The organism is Kribbella alba (assembly GCF_039529635.1).
GTDB lineage: Bacteria > Actinomycetota > Actinomycetes > Propionibacteriales > Kribbellaceae > Kribbella > Kribbella alba.
In genome coordinates this window covers 1,058,785-1,074,068 of the sequence record NZ_BAAANE010000007.1, presented here as the reverse complement: position 1 = coordinate 1,074,068, position 15,284 = coordinate 1,058,785, and the positions used below count along the sequence as shown (strand labels likewise).

The 15,284-nt window shown below is 68.2% G+C and carries 12 protein-coding genes; 6 read left to right on the top strand and 6 right to left on the bottom strand.

Annotated features, from left to right (window positions below; genetic code table 11):
• Positions 1-5 precede the first annotated feature (5 nt).
• A complete protein-coding gene (locus tag ABD210_RS22915; RefSeq protein WP_344114020.1) occupies positions 6-1,355 on the bottom strand; it encodes an ABC transporter substrate-binding protein in 1,350 nt (449 codons plus the stop codon).
• Between the two features lie 10 nt (positions 1,356-1,365).
• Complete coding sequence (locus tag ABD210_RS22910; RefSeq protein WP_344114019.1) at positions 1,366-4,155, bottom strand: family 78 glycoside hydrolase catalytic domain; 2,790 nt, start codon at positions 4,153-4,155, stop codon at positions 1,366-1,368.
• 176 nt (positions 4,156-4,331) lie between these two features.
• Here ABD210_RS22910 and ABD210_RS22905 point away from each other — a divergent pair, with 176 nt between their 5' ends.
• The gene (locus tag ABD210_RS22905; protein ID WP_344114018.1) at positions 4,332-5,231 is read left to right on the top strand and encodes an AraC family transcriptional regulator; all 900 of its coding nucleotides are present in this window, start codon (positions 4,332-4,334) and stop codon (positions 5,229-5,231) included.
• A gap of 26 nt (positions 5,232-5,257) precedes the next feature.
• Here the strand turns inward: ABD210_RS22905 and ABD210_RS22900 are convergent, their stop codons facing one another.
• Positions 5,258-5,716: a PGPGW domain-containing protein gene (locus tag ABD210_RS22900; RefSeq protein WP_344114017.1), complete on the bottom strand. Its 459-nt coding sequence runs from the start codon at positions 5,714-5,716 to the stop codon at positions 5,258-5,260.
• 52 nt (positions 5,717-5,768) lie between these two features.
• Positions 5,769-7,898, bottom strand: a complete 2,130-nt coding sequence (locus ABD210_RS22895; protein WP_344114016.1) for a peptidoglycan DD-metalloendopeptidase family protein — start codon at positions 7,896-7,898, stop codon at positions 5,769-5,771.
• Between the two features lie 253 nt (positions 7,899-8,151).
• Here ABD210_RS22895 and lpdA point away from each other — a divergent pair, with 253 nt between their 5' ends.
• Positions 8,152-9,549, top strand: coding sequence for a dihydrolipoyl dehydrogenase (lpdA, locus tag ABD210_RS22890; protein ID WP_344114014.1), 1,398 nt, complete (start codon positions 8,152-8,154; stop codon positions 9,547-9,549).
• Between the two features lie 64 nt (positions 9,550-9,613).
• Here the strand turns inward: lpdA and tsaA are convergent, their stop codons facing one another.
• Together tsaA and ABD210_RS22880 are read right to left on the bottom strand one after the other, a co-directional pair.
• The gene (gene tsaA, locus ABD210_RS22885) at positions 9,614-10,027 is read right to left on the bottom strand and encodes a tRNA (N6-threonylcarbamoyladenosine(37)-N6)-methyltransferase TrmO (protein WP_344114011.1); all 414 of its coding nucleotides are present in this window, start codon (positions 10,025-10,027) and stop codon (positions 9,614-9,616) included.
• 48 nt (positions 10,028-10,075) lie between these two features.
• Positions 10,076-10,870, bottom strand: a complete 795-nt coding sequence (locus ABD210_RS22880) for a metallophosphoesterase (RefSeq protein ID WP_344114010.1) — start codon at positions 10,868-10,870, stop codon at positions 10,076-10,078.
• Between the two features lie 231 nt (positions 10,871-11,101).
• On the opposite strand from ABD210_RS22880, the gene ABD210_RS22875 reads away from it, so the two are divergent.
• From ABD210_RS22875 to ABD210_RS22860, 4 genes are read left to right on the top strand one after another with little or no spacing between them, the layout of a single operon-like run.
• Entirely contained in the window at positions 11,102-12,460 is a 1,359-nt protein-coding gene (locus ABD210_RS22875) for a dihydrolipoyl dehydrogenase family protein (protein ID WP_344114009.1), read from the top strand.
• A 45-nt stretch (positions 12,461-12,505) separates the two neighbouring features.
• On the top strand, positions 12,506-13,537 hold the full coding sequence (locus tag ABD210_RS22870) for an energy-coupling factor ABC transporter permease (protein WP_344114007.1): 1,032 nt from the start codon (positions 12,506-12,508) through the stop codon (positions 13,535-13,537).
• 55 nt (positions 13,538-13,592) lie between these two features.
• Positions 13,593-14,360 carry a cobalt ECF transporter T component CbiQ gene (gene cbiQ / locus ABD210_RS22865; protein WP_344114005.1) on the top strand — a complete coding sequence of 256 codons (768 nt, stop codon included), beginning with the start codon at positions 13,593-13,595 and terminating at the stop codon, positions 14,358-14,360.
• Entirely contained in the window at positions 14,357-15,127 is a 771-nt protein-coding gene (locus ABD210_RS22860; RefSeq protein WP_344114004.1) for an energy-coupling factor ABC transporter ATP-binding protein, read from the top strand. The genes cbiQ and ABD210_RS22860 overlap by 4 nt, the downstream gene beginning before the upstream one ends.
• The last annotated feature ends 157 nt before the right edge of the window (positions 15,128-15,284 follow it).

Genomic DNA, 15,284 nt, shown 5'->3' with positions numbered 1-15,284 from the left:
CGACCTCACCAACCCGCCAACCCGAGCTGCTGGGCCTGCTTCTTGACGTCCTCGTCGTATCGGGCGGCGCCGTCCTTGGCCTTGCGGATGCCGGAGCCCACCTCGACGGTGATCTGCTCCAGCGACGGGCCCTTGACCGGCGACACGAACTCCAGTGCCAGGCTGGATGCGCCCGGCTTGTCAAGGTAGGGCTGCATGTCCTTGATCGCCTCCGGTACGTCCGCCGGCAATGCGCAACCCTTGACGGCGTACGGGCCGGTGGGGGCGGCCGCGGCGGCGAGGGACTTGCAGCCGTCGGGGCTGGCGATGAAGGCCAGGAACTTCTTGGCCGCGTCCAACCTGTCGCCGGTCGTCGTGGTCGGGATGTAGACGCCGCCCGGCGTCCACACGGTCAGCCCGTTCTTGGCCGCGTCGTCACCCGGGAGCGCGAAGAGGCCGACGTCCTTGGCCGCGTTGGGGTAGGTGGCGACCATGTCGGCGACCACACCGGACAGGATCGGGTAGTGCGCACCCTTGCCCTGGGCAAGCATCCGGAGCCCGTCCGGCACCTTGGCCGAGGCGAAGTCCTTGTTCTCGTACCCGGCGTCATGCACCTGCTGGGTGTGCTCGAAGCCCTTGACGGCAGCCGGCGAGGTCGCGTACTTCGCCTGGTTCTTGGTGTACTTGTCGGCGAAGTCGGGCTCGGCGGCCGCCACGTTGTGGAAGTCACCTAGGACGAACAGCTGCGACGTCCAGGTCTCGCCGTAGGTCTGGATCACCGGCGCGATGCCGGCTGCCTTGATCTTGGCGTTGTTCGCCATGAATTCGGCCCACGTCGTCGGCACCTTGAGCCCGAGCTTGGTGTAGACCGGGATGCTGTAGAGGACCGCGCCACCCATGAAGCCACCGGACGGCACCCCGTAGACCTGATCGGCGGCCGTCACCGTCTTCTTGAAGTTGTCGTCCAGGTCGCCGATGTAGGGCTGGTCGCTGATCGGGACGAGGTTCTTCTGCGGCGCGATCGCCTGGAACAGCGAGCCCGTGTTGTAGGTGAACACGTCCGCCATGTCGCCGGTGGACAGCCGGGTCTTGACGATGTTGTCGCCCTCGGTCCCGGCCGGCCGGGTGTCCAACTTGATGGTGATGCCGGGGTTCTTGGCGGTGAAGTCCTTGGTGAGCTGTTTGGCCTCCTTCAGGTCCTGCTCCTGGTTCCCGATCAGGTAGGTGATCGCAACGGAGCCCGCGCTGGCCTTGTCGCTGGAACCGAGGCTGCCCGCGCTGCACGCGGTCAGGGCGAGTGTGCAGGCCGCCGTGAAGGCGACCAGTCCTCTCGAGCGTGGGCGGAACGTCATCGTGACCTCCAAGGGGATGTTCATCGGGGGTTGATCAGGGCTCGAGCAGCTTGTCGAGCGTGGCTTGCAGTGCCTCGGCGCTGGGGGAGAAGCCGCGTGGGCTGATGGCTTCGACCAGCTGGTTCGCCGGAAGGTCTAGGGAGCGCTCCAGCCGGGCGGCAAGCTCGGCGTCGTCGCTGACGACCTCGGTCTCCCGGGCCGCGGTGCTGATCGCGTCCCAGGTGGCCTCGTGGTCCATCAGTTGCCGGATGGTGGCATCGGCCGGCAGTCGCGGCGTGTCGGCAGACGGGTCGTCCGCCGTCCATTCGTGTGTTCCGTGACCGACCTCGAGGGGTGTGCTCTGTCCAGGCACCTCGACCTGGGCATGCGAACCGACCGGCACGGTCACAGTCAGCCGCACCTGGCCGTTCGACCGGCTCCACGAGACGGCTGCCTCGCCGTACGGCGTCAAGTGCTTGGCGGACGCGCTGGTCAGTCGCTGCGTGAACAGTGGCCGTACAACGATCGTGCGGTAGCCGGCATCACCCGGAGCGAGGCCTGCGACGCGGCGGTGCATCCAGTCCGCGACAGCGCCGAGGGCGTAGTGGTTGAACGACGTCATTTGGCCAGGATTGATGCTGCCGTCGGGCAGCATGCTGTCCCAGCGTTCCCACACTGTCGTCGCACCCATGGTCACTGCGTACAGCCAAGACGGGCAGCCTGTCTGCAGTAGAAGCCGGTATGCCAGCGCGGGATGTCCGGAATCGGCCAGCGCATCGGTCATCAGCGGCGTACCGACGAAGCCGGTGCTGATCCGGAAACCCGACGTGCGGACGAGGTCGGCGAGCCGCTCGCCGGCCCGGCGCCGCTGGTCCTCGGTGGGCAGCAGTGCCCATTGCAGCGCGAGGGCGTAGGTGGTCGCGGCGTCGCTCAGCACCCGTCCGCCCTCGGTGGCGTACTCCGCCGCGAAGGCCCGCCGAACCCGGGCGGCCAGGTCGGCGTACTCGCGAGCCAGTTCGGCATCACCGACCAGTTCGGCGGCCTTGGCGACGATCTCCGCCGACCGCGCGAGGTGAGCGGTCGCGATGACGTCCGGGTCCGCCTTCGCCCGGAACGGGTTCTCCGGCGGCGCGGTGGGATCCAGCCAGTCGCCGAACTGGAAGCCACCCGCCCACAGCAGGTCGTCGCCGGCCAACTGGGCCATCTTGTCGACCCAGGCGCGCATGCTCGGCAACTGGCGGGCCAGCAGACCGAGGTCGCCGGTGCGTTCGTAGAGCACCCACGGCACGATCGAGGCTGCGTCGCCCCACGCCGCGGTGGCCGGGCCGGTCTGCCGCAGGACATCCGGTACGACGAACGGCACGGAGCCGTCCTTCTGCTGTTCTGCGGCGAGATCGGCCAGCCAGTTGGTGAGGAACCCGGCCGAGTCGAACAGGAAGCTCGCGGTGGGGGAGAAGACCTGGATGTCGCCGGTCCAGCCGAGTCGCTCGTCGCGTTGCGGGCAGTCGGTCGGCACGTCGACGAAGTTGCCGCGCATTCCCCAGACGACGTTCTCGTGGAAGCGGTCGAGCAGCGCGTCCGACGACTCGAACCAGCCGGTGCGACGCAGGTCGGAGCCGATCACCACAGCCTCGATGTCCTCCGGCCGAAGCTCGGCGACGCCGGTCACCTCCGCGTAGCGGAACCCGTGGAACGTCAGCTCCGACTCGAGCGTGACCTCCTCCGGCCCGGCGAGAACGTACGAGTCGGTCGCCTTGGCGGTGCGCAGCGGCCGGACCCCCAGCTCACCGTTCTCCAGCACCTCGGCGTGCCGCAGGACGACCTCGTCGCCGCTGGCGCCACCGCGGACTCGCAGCTTGATGCGGCCGACCAGGTTCTGCCCGAAGTCGACCAGCGTCTTGCCGGTCGGCGACTTGGTCACCTCGACGGCCGGCAGCCGGTCGGTCACGCGGACCGGTGGCCCGTCGGGTGCGACCAGGACGCCGAGGTCGGCATCGAGGATGTCGACAGCCGTGGCCGGTCCTGGTTTGTGGCGCAGGTCGGTGCGTTGGCCGTCGTACAGGTCGTCGGCGAAGATCGTGCTCTCGCGGGCGGTCCAGCTGCCGTCGCTGGCCAGCACGTGGACGACGCCGTCGGCAGTTGTCGCCTCGAGTTGTGCCAGGACGCCGATCCGCTCGCCGTACAGGCCATGCTTTCCGTGGAAGCCGAGCCGGCCGCGGTACCAGCCGTTGCCGACGAGGAACTCCAAGCGATTCTCGCCGGCCTGAACGAGCTCCGTCACGTCGTACGTCTGGTAGCGCAGCCGTTGCTGGTAGGCCGTCCACCCCGGAGCGAGTTGCTCATCGCCGACCCGCCGGCCGTTGAGCGACGGGATGTAGACGCCGTGCGCGGTGGCGTAGAGGCGAGCACTGACAACACCGGAGGGCAGCTCGACGACGCCGCTGAGAACCGGCGCGGGCGAACCGTGCTCGCCGATCTCGCGCGGGCTGACGAAGCCGGCGGTCCAGTCATCGGGGCTCAACAGTCCGGCCTCGACGACGGCCGGCGTGCTCCACTCGCTCCAGTCGTCGCCATCACGGACACGGACCCGAATCCCGACCGACTCGCGCGCCGCCAACGGCGTACCGGGCCAGGGCACCAGCACCTGCTCGTTGGACTCGACCGTGTGCACTTCCGGCGACGCGTCGGGACGGACGATCTCGATCTCGTAGGCCGACTGGGTGTAGTCGGCGTCGGCACTCGGCACCTGCCAGGACAGACGAGGTGTTCCGGTGCCGATCCCCAGCACGGGGCCGGTGTCGGTGCGGTGTTCGAAGCGGAGGTTCACGGGTGCTGAAAGCGGCATGGGACTCCAAACCTGAAACGATTCATCGGCTGGCCCGATGGACGGACTCTGTTCTGTTAAGGATTGGTGGCGGGAAGATTTCGCCTGTCCCCGATCTTGGGGCCGGTGCTGGTCAGGGCATAGCCCGCAGTGCACCGGAGGTAGCACAAAATGCACTTCGGCTCGTATCTTGCGGTATGGACGAGCCCGTCGAGAACGCCCGGAACTCACTGCTCTACTTCGTCGAGGGGGTGCTGGCGTTCGCCGGGCACCATGTCCACCAGGGCTTCCATCCGGTGCACACGCACAGCTTCTTCGAGGTGGCCGTGGTGACCGGCGGAGAGGGCCTGCACACCAGCCTCGCCGGTCGTCAGGAACTCGTGAGCGGCGACGTGGTGCTGCTGCGACCGGGGGTCTGGCACGGGTACGAGGACTGCCGCGACCTGGACGTCTACAACTGCTGCTTCTCCGCCGACCTGATGCAACGCGAGCTCGCCTGGACCCGGGAGGATCCGCTGCTGGGGCATCTGCTCTGGACCGGGCCCTTCTCGAAGCAACGGCGCGGCATCCTCACCACCCACCTCGATGCGGGCGCTCTGGCCGAGTGCACCCGTCACCTCGAGGGCCTCGAGGAACTCAGGGATCGCCCGGTGAACCAGCATCGCGGTGAGATCGTCGGCTGGTTGTCGTTGTTCCTCAGTCGCCTGGCCCGCGCCGCGGCGGAAGGTGATGCGGTAGGTGACGACGGGCAGGCGCATCCGGCCGTGCTCTACGCGATGCGGATGATGGAGGCGAGGCCGGCCCACCAATGGACGCTGACCGAGCTGGCCTGTGAGCTGCACCTGGCGCCCGGCTATCTCGTCCGGCTCTTCAAGGCGGCGACGGGTCTGCCACCGATGGCCTATCTGTCCCGCCACCGCGTCGAGCTGGCGGCCGACCAGCTCCTGCACACCGACCAGCCGATCAGCAAGATCGGCGAGGCGGTCGGTTGGCCCGACCAGAACTACTTCGCCCGTCGTTTCAAGTCGCACTACGGTTTGAGTGCCTCGAGCTATCGCACTCGCTTCATCACATCGGGTTCGTCCGTCGGTTGGTGAGGAGACGCCGTCAGCACAACCTGGGGTCAACCGAGCAGCGGCAGATCCAGCAGGAACGACTCCCAGGTGTCGGGCAGCCAGCCCGGTACGCCGAGGACGGCCATGTACAGCCAGGTCGCCCCCACGACACAGAGGAAGATCGCCAGCGTGCCGAGCGTCTTGAGCCAGGCCGGCTGCCTCCCGGTCCAGGTAGTGAAGTCCTTCACCCAGCCCTTGACGCGCTGCAGCAGCCGCTGCGCCCACTCGAACTCACTGGCAAGCACGGCGAGGCCCGCGATGAACAGCGGAATCCCACCCGGTCCCGGGAGCCAGCCGGTCAGGGGCGCGGCGATGATGAGCAGGCATCCGAGCACGCCGACCCCGATCCGGTAGATCAGGTGCTTGCGCGGGTGCGCACGGATCTTCCGCCGCCACTCCCAGCGGTCGTCCTGGGCATCCAGGGTGAGGTTGTCGTCCGTGCGGTCGGGACTGATTTTCTCGGCCACCTTTGAAGCCTACGTTGTCCGAGGGCCGCTGCCCCTGAGCAGTTGTCCGTGTCTAGGCGCGGGCGGGTTTGCCGAATTCCCAGTGCCAGGGCTCTTCGCGGTTGCCGCCCTGTCTGGCCCAGGACGGGTGGACCCAGCCGTAGTTGCCGGCGTTGGAGACCATCCACTGGTACTGCGTGGTGTTGAAGCGCTCGATGCCGCCACACAGGTCGACGGCAACGCCCCAGCCGTGGTTCGACGTACCCGGCAGGGCTGCGAGTGACGGCTTGCGGCCGTAGAGGTCGACCTGCGAAGCGTACGAGCGGTAGGAGTCGGTGATGCAGATCGCCTTGCCGAAGCGGCTCTTGTAGGCGCTCGCCAATTGCAGGTACGCCGCCGCCGCGTCACAGCGCAGCATGTGGCCATTGCTGATGGCGCAGAGACTGGATGCCGGGATCATGCCGTTGCTGTAGCCGCCCCAGCCGACGCTGGCGCTGCCGGTCGCCAGGAACGGCATCGGGTTCACCGCGTCACCGCCGAGGTGCACCTCGAAGTGCAGGTGCGGGCCGGTCGAGTTGCCTTCGGTGCCCACGGCCCCGATCCGCTGACCGGCGGTGACGTGCGCGCCGTCGGCCACGTTGATCGAGCTCAGGTGCGCGTAGAGCGTCTCCAGGCCGTTGCCGTGGTCGATCCGGACCAGGTTGCCCGCCCACGCCGGGTGCTCGACCCGCACGGTGCCGGCGGTGACCGCCCGGACCGGTGTCCCGATCGCGGCGGGGAAGTCCTGGCCGGTGTGGAAACCACTCGACCACATCGGACCGGCCTGCCCGAACGGCGTACCGATCTCGTAGGTGCCTTCGGCCAGCGGCCAGGTCCAGGCGCCCGAGCCGACGTCGACCGTCGTGGCGGTGTTGCCGCAGCGGAACGCGGACGCTTCGGAGGTGGACGCCGGTGCGACCTGCGCGGTGGCGGGTCTGCCCAGCGTCGGGCGGAGCGCGCCGTACAGGCTGTCGGGGACGGAAGTGACGACCACGGAGCCCTTGGCTTCGTCCGAGGCGATCATCTCGCCGTTGTCGAGGGCGATACCGATGTGGAACAGGCCGACGGACTTGCTGCCGATCACCAGCAGATCGCCGGGCTGGACTGATGCCGCCGGCACCTTCTGGTAGTTCGGGTAGACCTTGCCGATCAGGCTCGGCAGCGTTGTGTAGGGCTGCCAGGCGACCCGGGCCGCGCCTAGGCAGCCGTACTTGTCCGGTCCGGTCGCGCCAACGCCGTAAGGCTTGCCGAGGAGAGTGAAGGCCTGGTTGACCGCACGGATGGTTTCCGCGGGCAGGACTCGCACGGTCCGTCCTCCGTCGACCACCGAGGCCGCACCGGCCACGGGTTGCCCGCCCGCCTTGAGAGGCTTGAGGCCCGCGGGCAGCTTCGCCGGGTTCTTGATCGTGCTGGCGGGCGGTGCCTTCACCTTGGCGGCGGCAAGCTCCGCCAGATAGGTCTGCCAGCGTGAGAGTGCTTGCTGATTGCGGACGCTCTGCAGTTGCGTGGACAGCTGAGTGGCACCGGCCAGATCGGCGAGTTGACCGTTCATGGCCATCGAGGCGTCCGCTGCCTTCGTCTTGACCTGCTCGCCAAGGCTGCGCGCTGTAGTAGCTGCTTGGTCGGCGGCGGCACGCTTGGTCTTGGCGTCGTCGGCTGCCGTACCAGCTGTCGACTCCGCTGCCATCGCGGTCTGGTACTGCGTGACCTGGGTGCTGCCGAGCTGCATGATGGCGGTCTGCCGGTCGGCGATCTCCTGCAGGTTCTCGGCGATCGGCGCGAGCGACCACAGCATCGACTCGGTGCCGATGACTGTCGGGATGCCCATCTGGTAGGCCTGGGCGGTCAGCAGCCCCAGCCGGCGACGCTCCGCCTCCGACTTGGTCTTCGAGGCGGCGGCGAACTTCTCTGCCTTCTTGGCGGCGGCTTCCGCGGTCGCGGCGGCCGTCAGTGCGTTCGTGTAGGCGATGGTCGCCTTGGCGACGTCCGCCTGGATCGCCGCGGCCTCGGCCCGCAGCTGTTCGAGCGAGCGGTTGACGTCGGTGACGGAGGCCGGTGGCGGCGGAGTGGGGTCGTCGGCGTACGCGGCATACGAGGGCAGCGCGAGCACGGCCACGAGAGCACCGAGCGCGGCAAGCCGCAGCCTCCGACTCTTCCCCAGCATCCATCCCCCATGTCCTCTTGGAGTGCGCCTCACGCGCGCACGGAAGGAGGACCGCCCCCGCGCGTGCCTAGCGTAAGGGCCACACGGCGTGCGCGGAAGGGCTTGTCACGGACCGTGACGAAGAGCCAGCGCATGCGACCCGTTGGTCACAATGTGACCTGGCCCACCAGCTTCCGCCCGACATTCGGCCGGCCGCACAGCACGCTCCGGGCGGTGGCGGGGAGCAGTGGGCCGACCGACTAGGATTTCGGCCATGGCCTCGCACTTTGACGTTGTTGTCCTCGGCGCAGGCCCGGGTGGGTACGTCGCGGCGATCCGCGCCGCCCAGCTCGGGCTCAAGACCGCCATCATCGAGAAGAAGTACTGGGGCGGTGTCTGCCTGAACGTGGGCTGCATCCCGTCCAAGGCACTGCTTCGCAACGCCGAGCTGGCGCACATCTTCCGGGCGGAGGCGAAGACCTTCGGCATCAGCGGCGAGGTCACCTTCGACTTCCCGACCGCGGTGCAGCGCAGCCGCAAGGTCGCGGACGGCCGGGTCAAGGGCGTCCACTTCCTGATGAAGAAGAACAACATCACCGAGTTCGACGGCTGGGGTTCGTTCGTCGACGCCAACACCCTCGACGTCGCCCTGAACGACGGAGCCTCCGAGACCGTCACCTTCGACAACTGCATCATCGCCACCGGCGCGACCACCAAGTTGCTGCCGGGCACCCAGCTGAGCGACCGCGTCGTCACCTACGAGGAGCAGATCCTCACCGAGGAGCTCCCGGGCAGCATCGTCATCGCGGGCGCCGGCGCGATCGGCGTCGAGTTCGCCTACGTGCTGGCCAACTACGGCGTGAAGGTGACGATCGTCGAGTTCCTGGACCGGATGGTCCCGCTGGAGGACATCGAGGTCTCCAAGGAGCTGGCGAAGGCCTACCGCAAGCTTGGCGTCGACGTGCTCACCGGCACCCGGGTCGACTCGATCGACGACTCCGGCGACAAGGTGAAGGTCACCGTCACCGGCAAGGACGGCAACCAGCAGACGCTCGAGGCCGACAAGGTGCTGCAGGCGATCGGCTTCCAGCCGCGCGTCGACGGCTACGGCCTGGACAAGATCGGCGTCAGGCTGACCGAGCGCGGCGCGATCGACGTGGACGGCTTCCTGCGCACCAACGTGCCGAACATCTTCGCCATCGGTGACGTGAACGCGAAGCTGATGCTCGCGCATGCGGCCGAGGCGCAGGGCGTGATCGCCGCCGAGACGATCGCCGGCGCCGAGACGATGGAACTCGACTACGTGATGATCCCGCGGGCGACGTTCTGCCAGCCCCAGATCGCCAGCTTCGGCTGGACCGAGGAGCAGGCCCGCCTGGAGGGCTTCGACGTCAAGGTCGCGAAGTTCCCCTTCACCGCCAACGGCAAGGCGCACGGCCTGGCCGACCCGAACGGTTTCGTCAAGGTGATCAGCGACGCCAAGTACGGCGAACTGCTCGGCGCGCACCTGATCGGCCCCGAGGTCACCGAGCTGCTGCCCGAGCTCACCCTGGCGCAGAAGTGGGACCTCACCACCAAGGAACTGGCTCGCAACGTGCACGCCCACCCCACCCTGAGCGAGGCGCTGCAGGAAGCCTTCCACGGCCTCGAAGGCCACATGATCAACTTCTGATCCGCACTCTGGTACTGCGGGGCCCCGGACAGGTTGTCCGGGGCCCCGTTCTCTTGTCCGGGTGTCAACGTTCGGTCAGGTCGCCGAGGACGGGTTTGAGGTCGACGACGGGCGTACCGTCGAGGGCTTCCAGGTTGCGGACCTGGAAGCGGAGGCCGTCGATCGCGAGGATGGTGATCCGATGCAGGCCGAGCGGGTTCGGGCGGTCAGGGGAGCGGGTGCTGAAGACGCCGGTCTCGGGCCGGGCGAGGTCGCCCCGCGGATGAACCAGCAGTTCGTCGCGCCGGGCCCGGTCGAACCAGGTGATCAGCAGGATTTCGGAGCCGACGCGCAGGTCTCTTAGACCTTCGCGCACGGACTCGTCGAAGACCAGCCAGGCGTCGGGGGCTCCCTCATCGCCCTGCCTGGGCGCGTCTGCCCTGTCGGTCAGCGTGGACTCCACCTTTCCGATGGGCCGGATCACCAGGTCGTCGCTCATCGCCGTAGTCCTCCTGAGGGTGAAGTCGAGGTCGAGGGTGGTTCTACCTCATTGAGAGGTCGACGTCAGGAAGCGGTAATTCGTGACAAGCGGCTGACCTGCAACGTGGACGTGGAGCGCCAGCCCGGGCGGTGTAGTGAGGTCGACCAGTCCATCGCGGGCAGCCGGCTCGAAGGGCAGCGGTGCTGTGGACCTGATGCCCGGGGCAACCAGCAGGGGGAGCCCGGCGAAGCTCGTCGCGAGTCCGTTGTGCACGTGACCCGCGAGCAGCGCCGTCACCGGTCGTCCCCGCAATGCCTCGGCGAACGGCTCGGACGATTGCAGGATCCACTGGTCGAGCACCGGGTGTTGCAGCTCGTTCGGCGGATGGTGGAACGCCACGAACAGCGGCCCCTCCACAGGTTCAGCCAGTACGCCGGTCAGCCAGGCGAGGGATTCCGCACTCAGCAGGCCGTGGTCCTCGCCCGGCACCGAGGTGTCGAGCAGCACGAACCGTGCCCCGGCGACGTCGCGCACCTGGTGGACGGGATGACCTTCGCCCGGCGACTCGACGTACTCCTTCAGGCCGATGCGAAGTGGAGCGCTCACGTCGTGGTTGCCCGGCAGCATCAGCACCGGAACTTCGAGGGCCAGCTCGGCCGCGACCTCGGCGTACTCGGACTCCGAGCCGTGATCGGCCAGATCGCCGGTCACCAGAACGACGTCGACCGGCCGGGAGAAGTCACGCAGGTACGCCGTGACGCGGCGTAGGCGATCCCGCGCGGCCACCGAGCCGTCCAGGTGCGGGTCACTGAGATGGGCGATCACGAACACCGGAGCCTCCAAAGTCTGATCTAATGGCAATCTCACAATCTACCGTTAGCCACGACGCACCCGCCACAGGTTATCCGCAGAAGGCGCCGGGGGAGTTCCGTGCTTGGCGACCGCGTCGTCCTTGGTGCGCAGTCGTCGGAGAACCCGCCGAGTTCCTGGTCCCGGGCCAGCACAGACAGCGGCTGAAACCACCCAGTTGCGGTCCTGTGACGCGCCGGACCGGGACTTGGCCGGGGCGGTCGGGTCTGCGAGATTGGCCGCATGGCTGAACAGGTTGATGTGGTCGTGATCGGACTGGGCGTCGGTGGCGAGGAGGCCGCCGGGCGGCTTGCCGAGGCAGGACTGAACGTCGTGGGGCTGGACCCGCGCCTGGTCGGTGGTGAGTGCCCGTACTGGGGCTGCATCCCGAGCAAGATGATGATCCGCGCCGCGAACCTGATCGCCGAGACCCGCCGCGTGGACGGCATGGCCGGTACTGCGACGGTCCAGCCCGACTGGGCCCCGGTCGCCAAGCGCATCCGTGAGGAAGCCACGGACAACTGGAACGACCAGGTCGCGGTCGACCGCCTGGTGAAGAAGGGCGTCACCTTCCTCCGCGAGGCCGGCACGATCACCGGGCCGCGCCGGGTCAAGGCCGGCGACCGCGAGTTCGAGGCCTCCCGCGGCATCATCGTCGCCACCGGAACAGTGCCGGTGATCCCGCCGATCGACGGCCTGGCAGGTACGCCGTACTGGACCAACCATGAGGCGATCGAGGCGGACACGCTGCCGGCGTCCATCCTGGTGCTCGGTGGTGGCGCGATCGGACTGGAGTTGGCCCAGGTGTTCGCGCGGTTCGGGGCGGAGGTGACAGTGGTCGAGGGCGCTGAGCGGGTGCTGTCGATCGAGGAGCCGGAGTCGAGCGAGTTGGCTCAGAAGGCGCTGGAGAAGGACGGCATCACCTTCCGGATCGGCATCCACGCCAAGGCTGTGCAGCACGACGGGAACGCCTTCACGGTGACCTTGGACGACGGCGACACGGTGACCGCCGAGAAGTTGCTGGTGGCAACCGGGCGGCGTGTGGACACGGAGAGGCTGGGACTGGACAAGGTCGGCATCGACCCGTCGGCCAAGCACGTGGCGGTCGACGAGCACGTCCGCGCGGCTGTCGGTGTCTGGGCGATCGGTGACGTCACCGGCGTCGGCGCGTTCACGCACACGGCGATGTACCAGGCCAACGTGGCGGTGTTCGACATCCTCGGCGCCGAGGACGCGCCGGTGGCCGGCTACCACGCGATGCCGCGAGTCACTTTCACCGATCCCGAGATCGGCGTGGTCGGCCAGACCGAGAAGCAGGCTAGGGACGCCGGCCTCGACGTGAAGACCGCCGGCAGTCAGATCCCGTCGTCGTCACGCGGCTGGATCCACAAGGCCGGCAACGATGGTTTCATCAAGCTTGTCGTGGACAACGAACGCGGCGTACTGGTCGGCGCGACGAGTTCCGGACCGACCGGCGGCGAGGTGCTCGGCGCGCTGGCGGTGGCTGTTCACGCGGCGGTTCCGGTTCACTCTCTGCAACAGATGATCTACGCATACCCGACCTTCCACCGCGCGATCGGGGATGCGCTCAAGGCTCTGTGAGACGGCTTGTTGCGATTCGGTCGCAACTGGATCAACAATGTCGGCATGCACGTTCCCGACGGCTTCTTCGACGCCCCCACGTCCATCGCCACTGGTTTGATCGCCGCGGGAGCCGTCGGATTCAGCCTTCAGCGGGCCAACCGCGAGATCCGTGAGACAGGTCCCGCACTGGCCGGGCTGACCGCCGCTTTCGTCTTCGCCGTACAGATGGTGAACTTCCCGGTCGGAGCGGGCACCAGCGGGCACCTGCTCGGCGGCGCGCTCGCCGCCACCCTGGTCGGACCGTGGTCGGCCGTTCTGGTGATGTCGACCGTGTTGCTCGTGCAGGGCTTGCTGTTCGCCGACGGCGGTCTCACCGCGCTCGGTACCAACATCACGCTGATGGGCCTGATCACTGTTGTCGTCGGCTACTTCATCACCCGCGCGGTACTGAAGGTGCTGCCCAAGCGGGTCGCAAGCGTGGTGCCGGCAACTACTCTCGGTGCGCTCATCTCGGTGCCGACGGCCGCGCTCGCGTTCACCGGGCTGTATGCGATCGGCGGCGCGGTGGACATCCCGCTCGCCAGGCTCGCGACCGCGATGGTCGGCTGGCACATCCTGGTCGGGATCGGCGAGGCGGTCATTACCGCGGCCGTGCTGAGCGCCGTCGTGGCGACCCGGCCGGACCTCGTCTACGCCGCACGGCACCTGCAGCCGGACCTCGTCCTGGTCGATGCCGATGGCAACAGCTCCACCGTGTCGGCCGACCGGCCGATCGCCGCGAAGCCGACCAGGCGTTCGCTCAGTGCCGGTCTCGCCGCCACCCTTCTGATAGCCGGCGTGGTGAGCTTGTTCGCCAGCGCGCACCCGGACGGTCTGGAGTTCGTCGGCGCGAAACTCGGGTTCGGGAGTGCCGCCAAGCACTCGGCCGCGGCCGGAAGCCCCTTGGCCCACTACGGAGTCAGTGGCATCGCCAACACCCAGGTTTCGGGCGCGCTCGCGGGCATCATCGGAGTACTGGTGACCATCGCGGTCGGACTGCTGGTCGCCAAGCTGGCATCCCTGCGCTCCGCGGCGCGGGCGGACAAGGCAGCCTGATGCGGCGGGGACAAGGCAGCCTGACGCGGGGCGGCCAAGCCGGCCCGAGGCGGCCATGACCGGTTCCGCCGGCGACGGCCTGCTCGTCGCCGTGGACAGCCGGATCCACCGACTGCCCGCGCAGGTGAAGATCGTCGCGCTGTTCGTGTTCGTACTCGCCGTGGTCTCCACTCCGGCCGGCGTCTTCTGGGCCTTTGCCCTGTACGCCGTGATGCTCGTCGGCTGCGGGGTGCTCGCCAAGTTGCCGGCCGTGATCGTGATGAAGCGGCTAGCGGTGGAGACCCCGTTCCTGGTGTTCGCGTTGCTGCTGCCGTTCGTCGCGACCGGCCCGCGGGTCGACGTACTGGGGGTCTCGTTGTCCGAGTCGGGAGTGCTCGGATCGTGGAACGTGCTGGCAAAGGGCACGCTGGGCGTGGTCGCCGCGATCGTCTTGTCCGCGACGACCGGTCCGCGCGATCTCCTGGCAGGGCTCGAACGGCTACGGCTGCCATCCACGCTGGTGGCGATCTTGTCGTTCATGGTCCGGTATATGAGCGTGGTGTCGGACGATCTGCATCGGATGCGGATCGCGCGGGAGTCACGTGGTTACCGCGGCGGCCGGGCCGGGCATCTGAAGGCGGTCGCCGGGGGAGTGGGTGCGCTGTTCGTGCGCAGCTTCGAGCGGGGTGAGCGGGTCCACCTGGCCATGCAGTCCCGCGGGTACACCGGCCGGATGCCGCAGCTGACCCAGACGGGTGCGGCCCAGGCCCAATGGGTCGAAGGGCTGACGATCTCCCTGGCTGCGGTGGTCATCGCGGTCGCGGCTAGGGTGGTCGGCTTGTGAGCGGTCCCTCGATCCACGTCGAACGCTTGGTCTTCGCCTATCCCGACGGGCGGCAGGCTCTCTTCGGCGTCGACTTCACCATCCAGCGCGGCGAGCGGGTCGCCCTGCTCGGCCCGAACGGCGCCGGCAAGACCACCCTCGTCCTGCACCTGAACGGCATCCTCGGCTCCGTCGCGGGTGGCACCGGCAGCGGCCGGATCCAGGTGGGTGGATCGGATCTGCACCGGGAGCATCTGCCGGAGGTCCGCCGCAAGGTGGGACTGGTCTTCCAGGACCCCGACGACCAGTTGTTCATGCCGACCGTCCGCGATGACGTCGCCTTCGGTCCGGCGAACCTGGGTCTGCGGGGTGCCGAGCTCGACGGACGCGTGCACGAAGCGCTGGTCCAGGTGGGGATGCAGGATCACGCGGATGTTGCCCCGCACCACCTGTCCTATGGGCAGCGCCGTCGGGTCGCGGTGGCGACCGTGCTGGCGATGCGGCCGGAGGTGCTGGTGCTTGACGAGCCCTCCAGCAACCTGGACCCAGCCAGCCGTCGCGAGTTGGCGGACATCCTGTCGGGCCTCGACGTGACCTTGCTGATGATCACCCACGACCTGCCGTACGCGCTGCAGCTGTGCGAGCGGAGCCTGTTGATGGATGCCGGCCGCATCGTTGCCGACGGCTCCACCCGCGACCTGCTGGGCGACCACGAGCTTATGACGGCTCATCGACTGGAACTCCCGTACGGCTTCAACCCGCTGTCGGTTCCGGGGCCGGAGCGGTAGACCTCTTGGGGCCCGGTCGGCCGCTCGGTCCGCCCCGTCGCCTGAGCGATGCCTACTGGAATCGGCACATTGTGGTGAATTTCTAACCGAGGTCTTGTCTGTTACTCACTGGTCGGTCAGGGTGACTCTCAGTTCTCCCTGCACTTTCGCCCTCCAG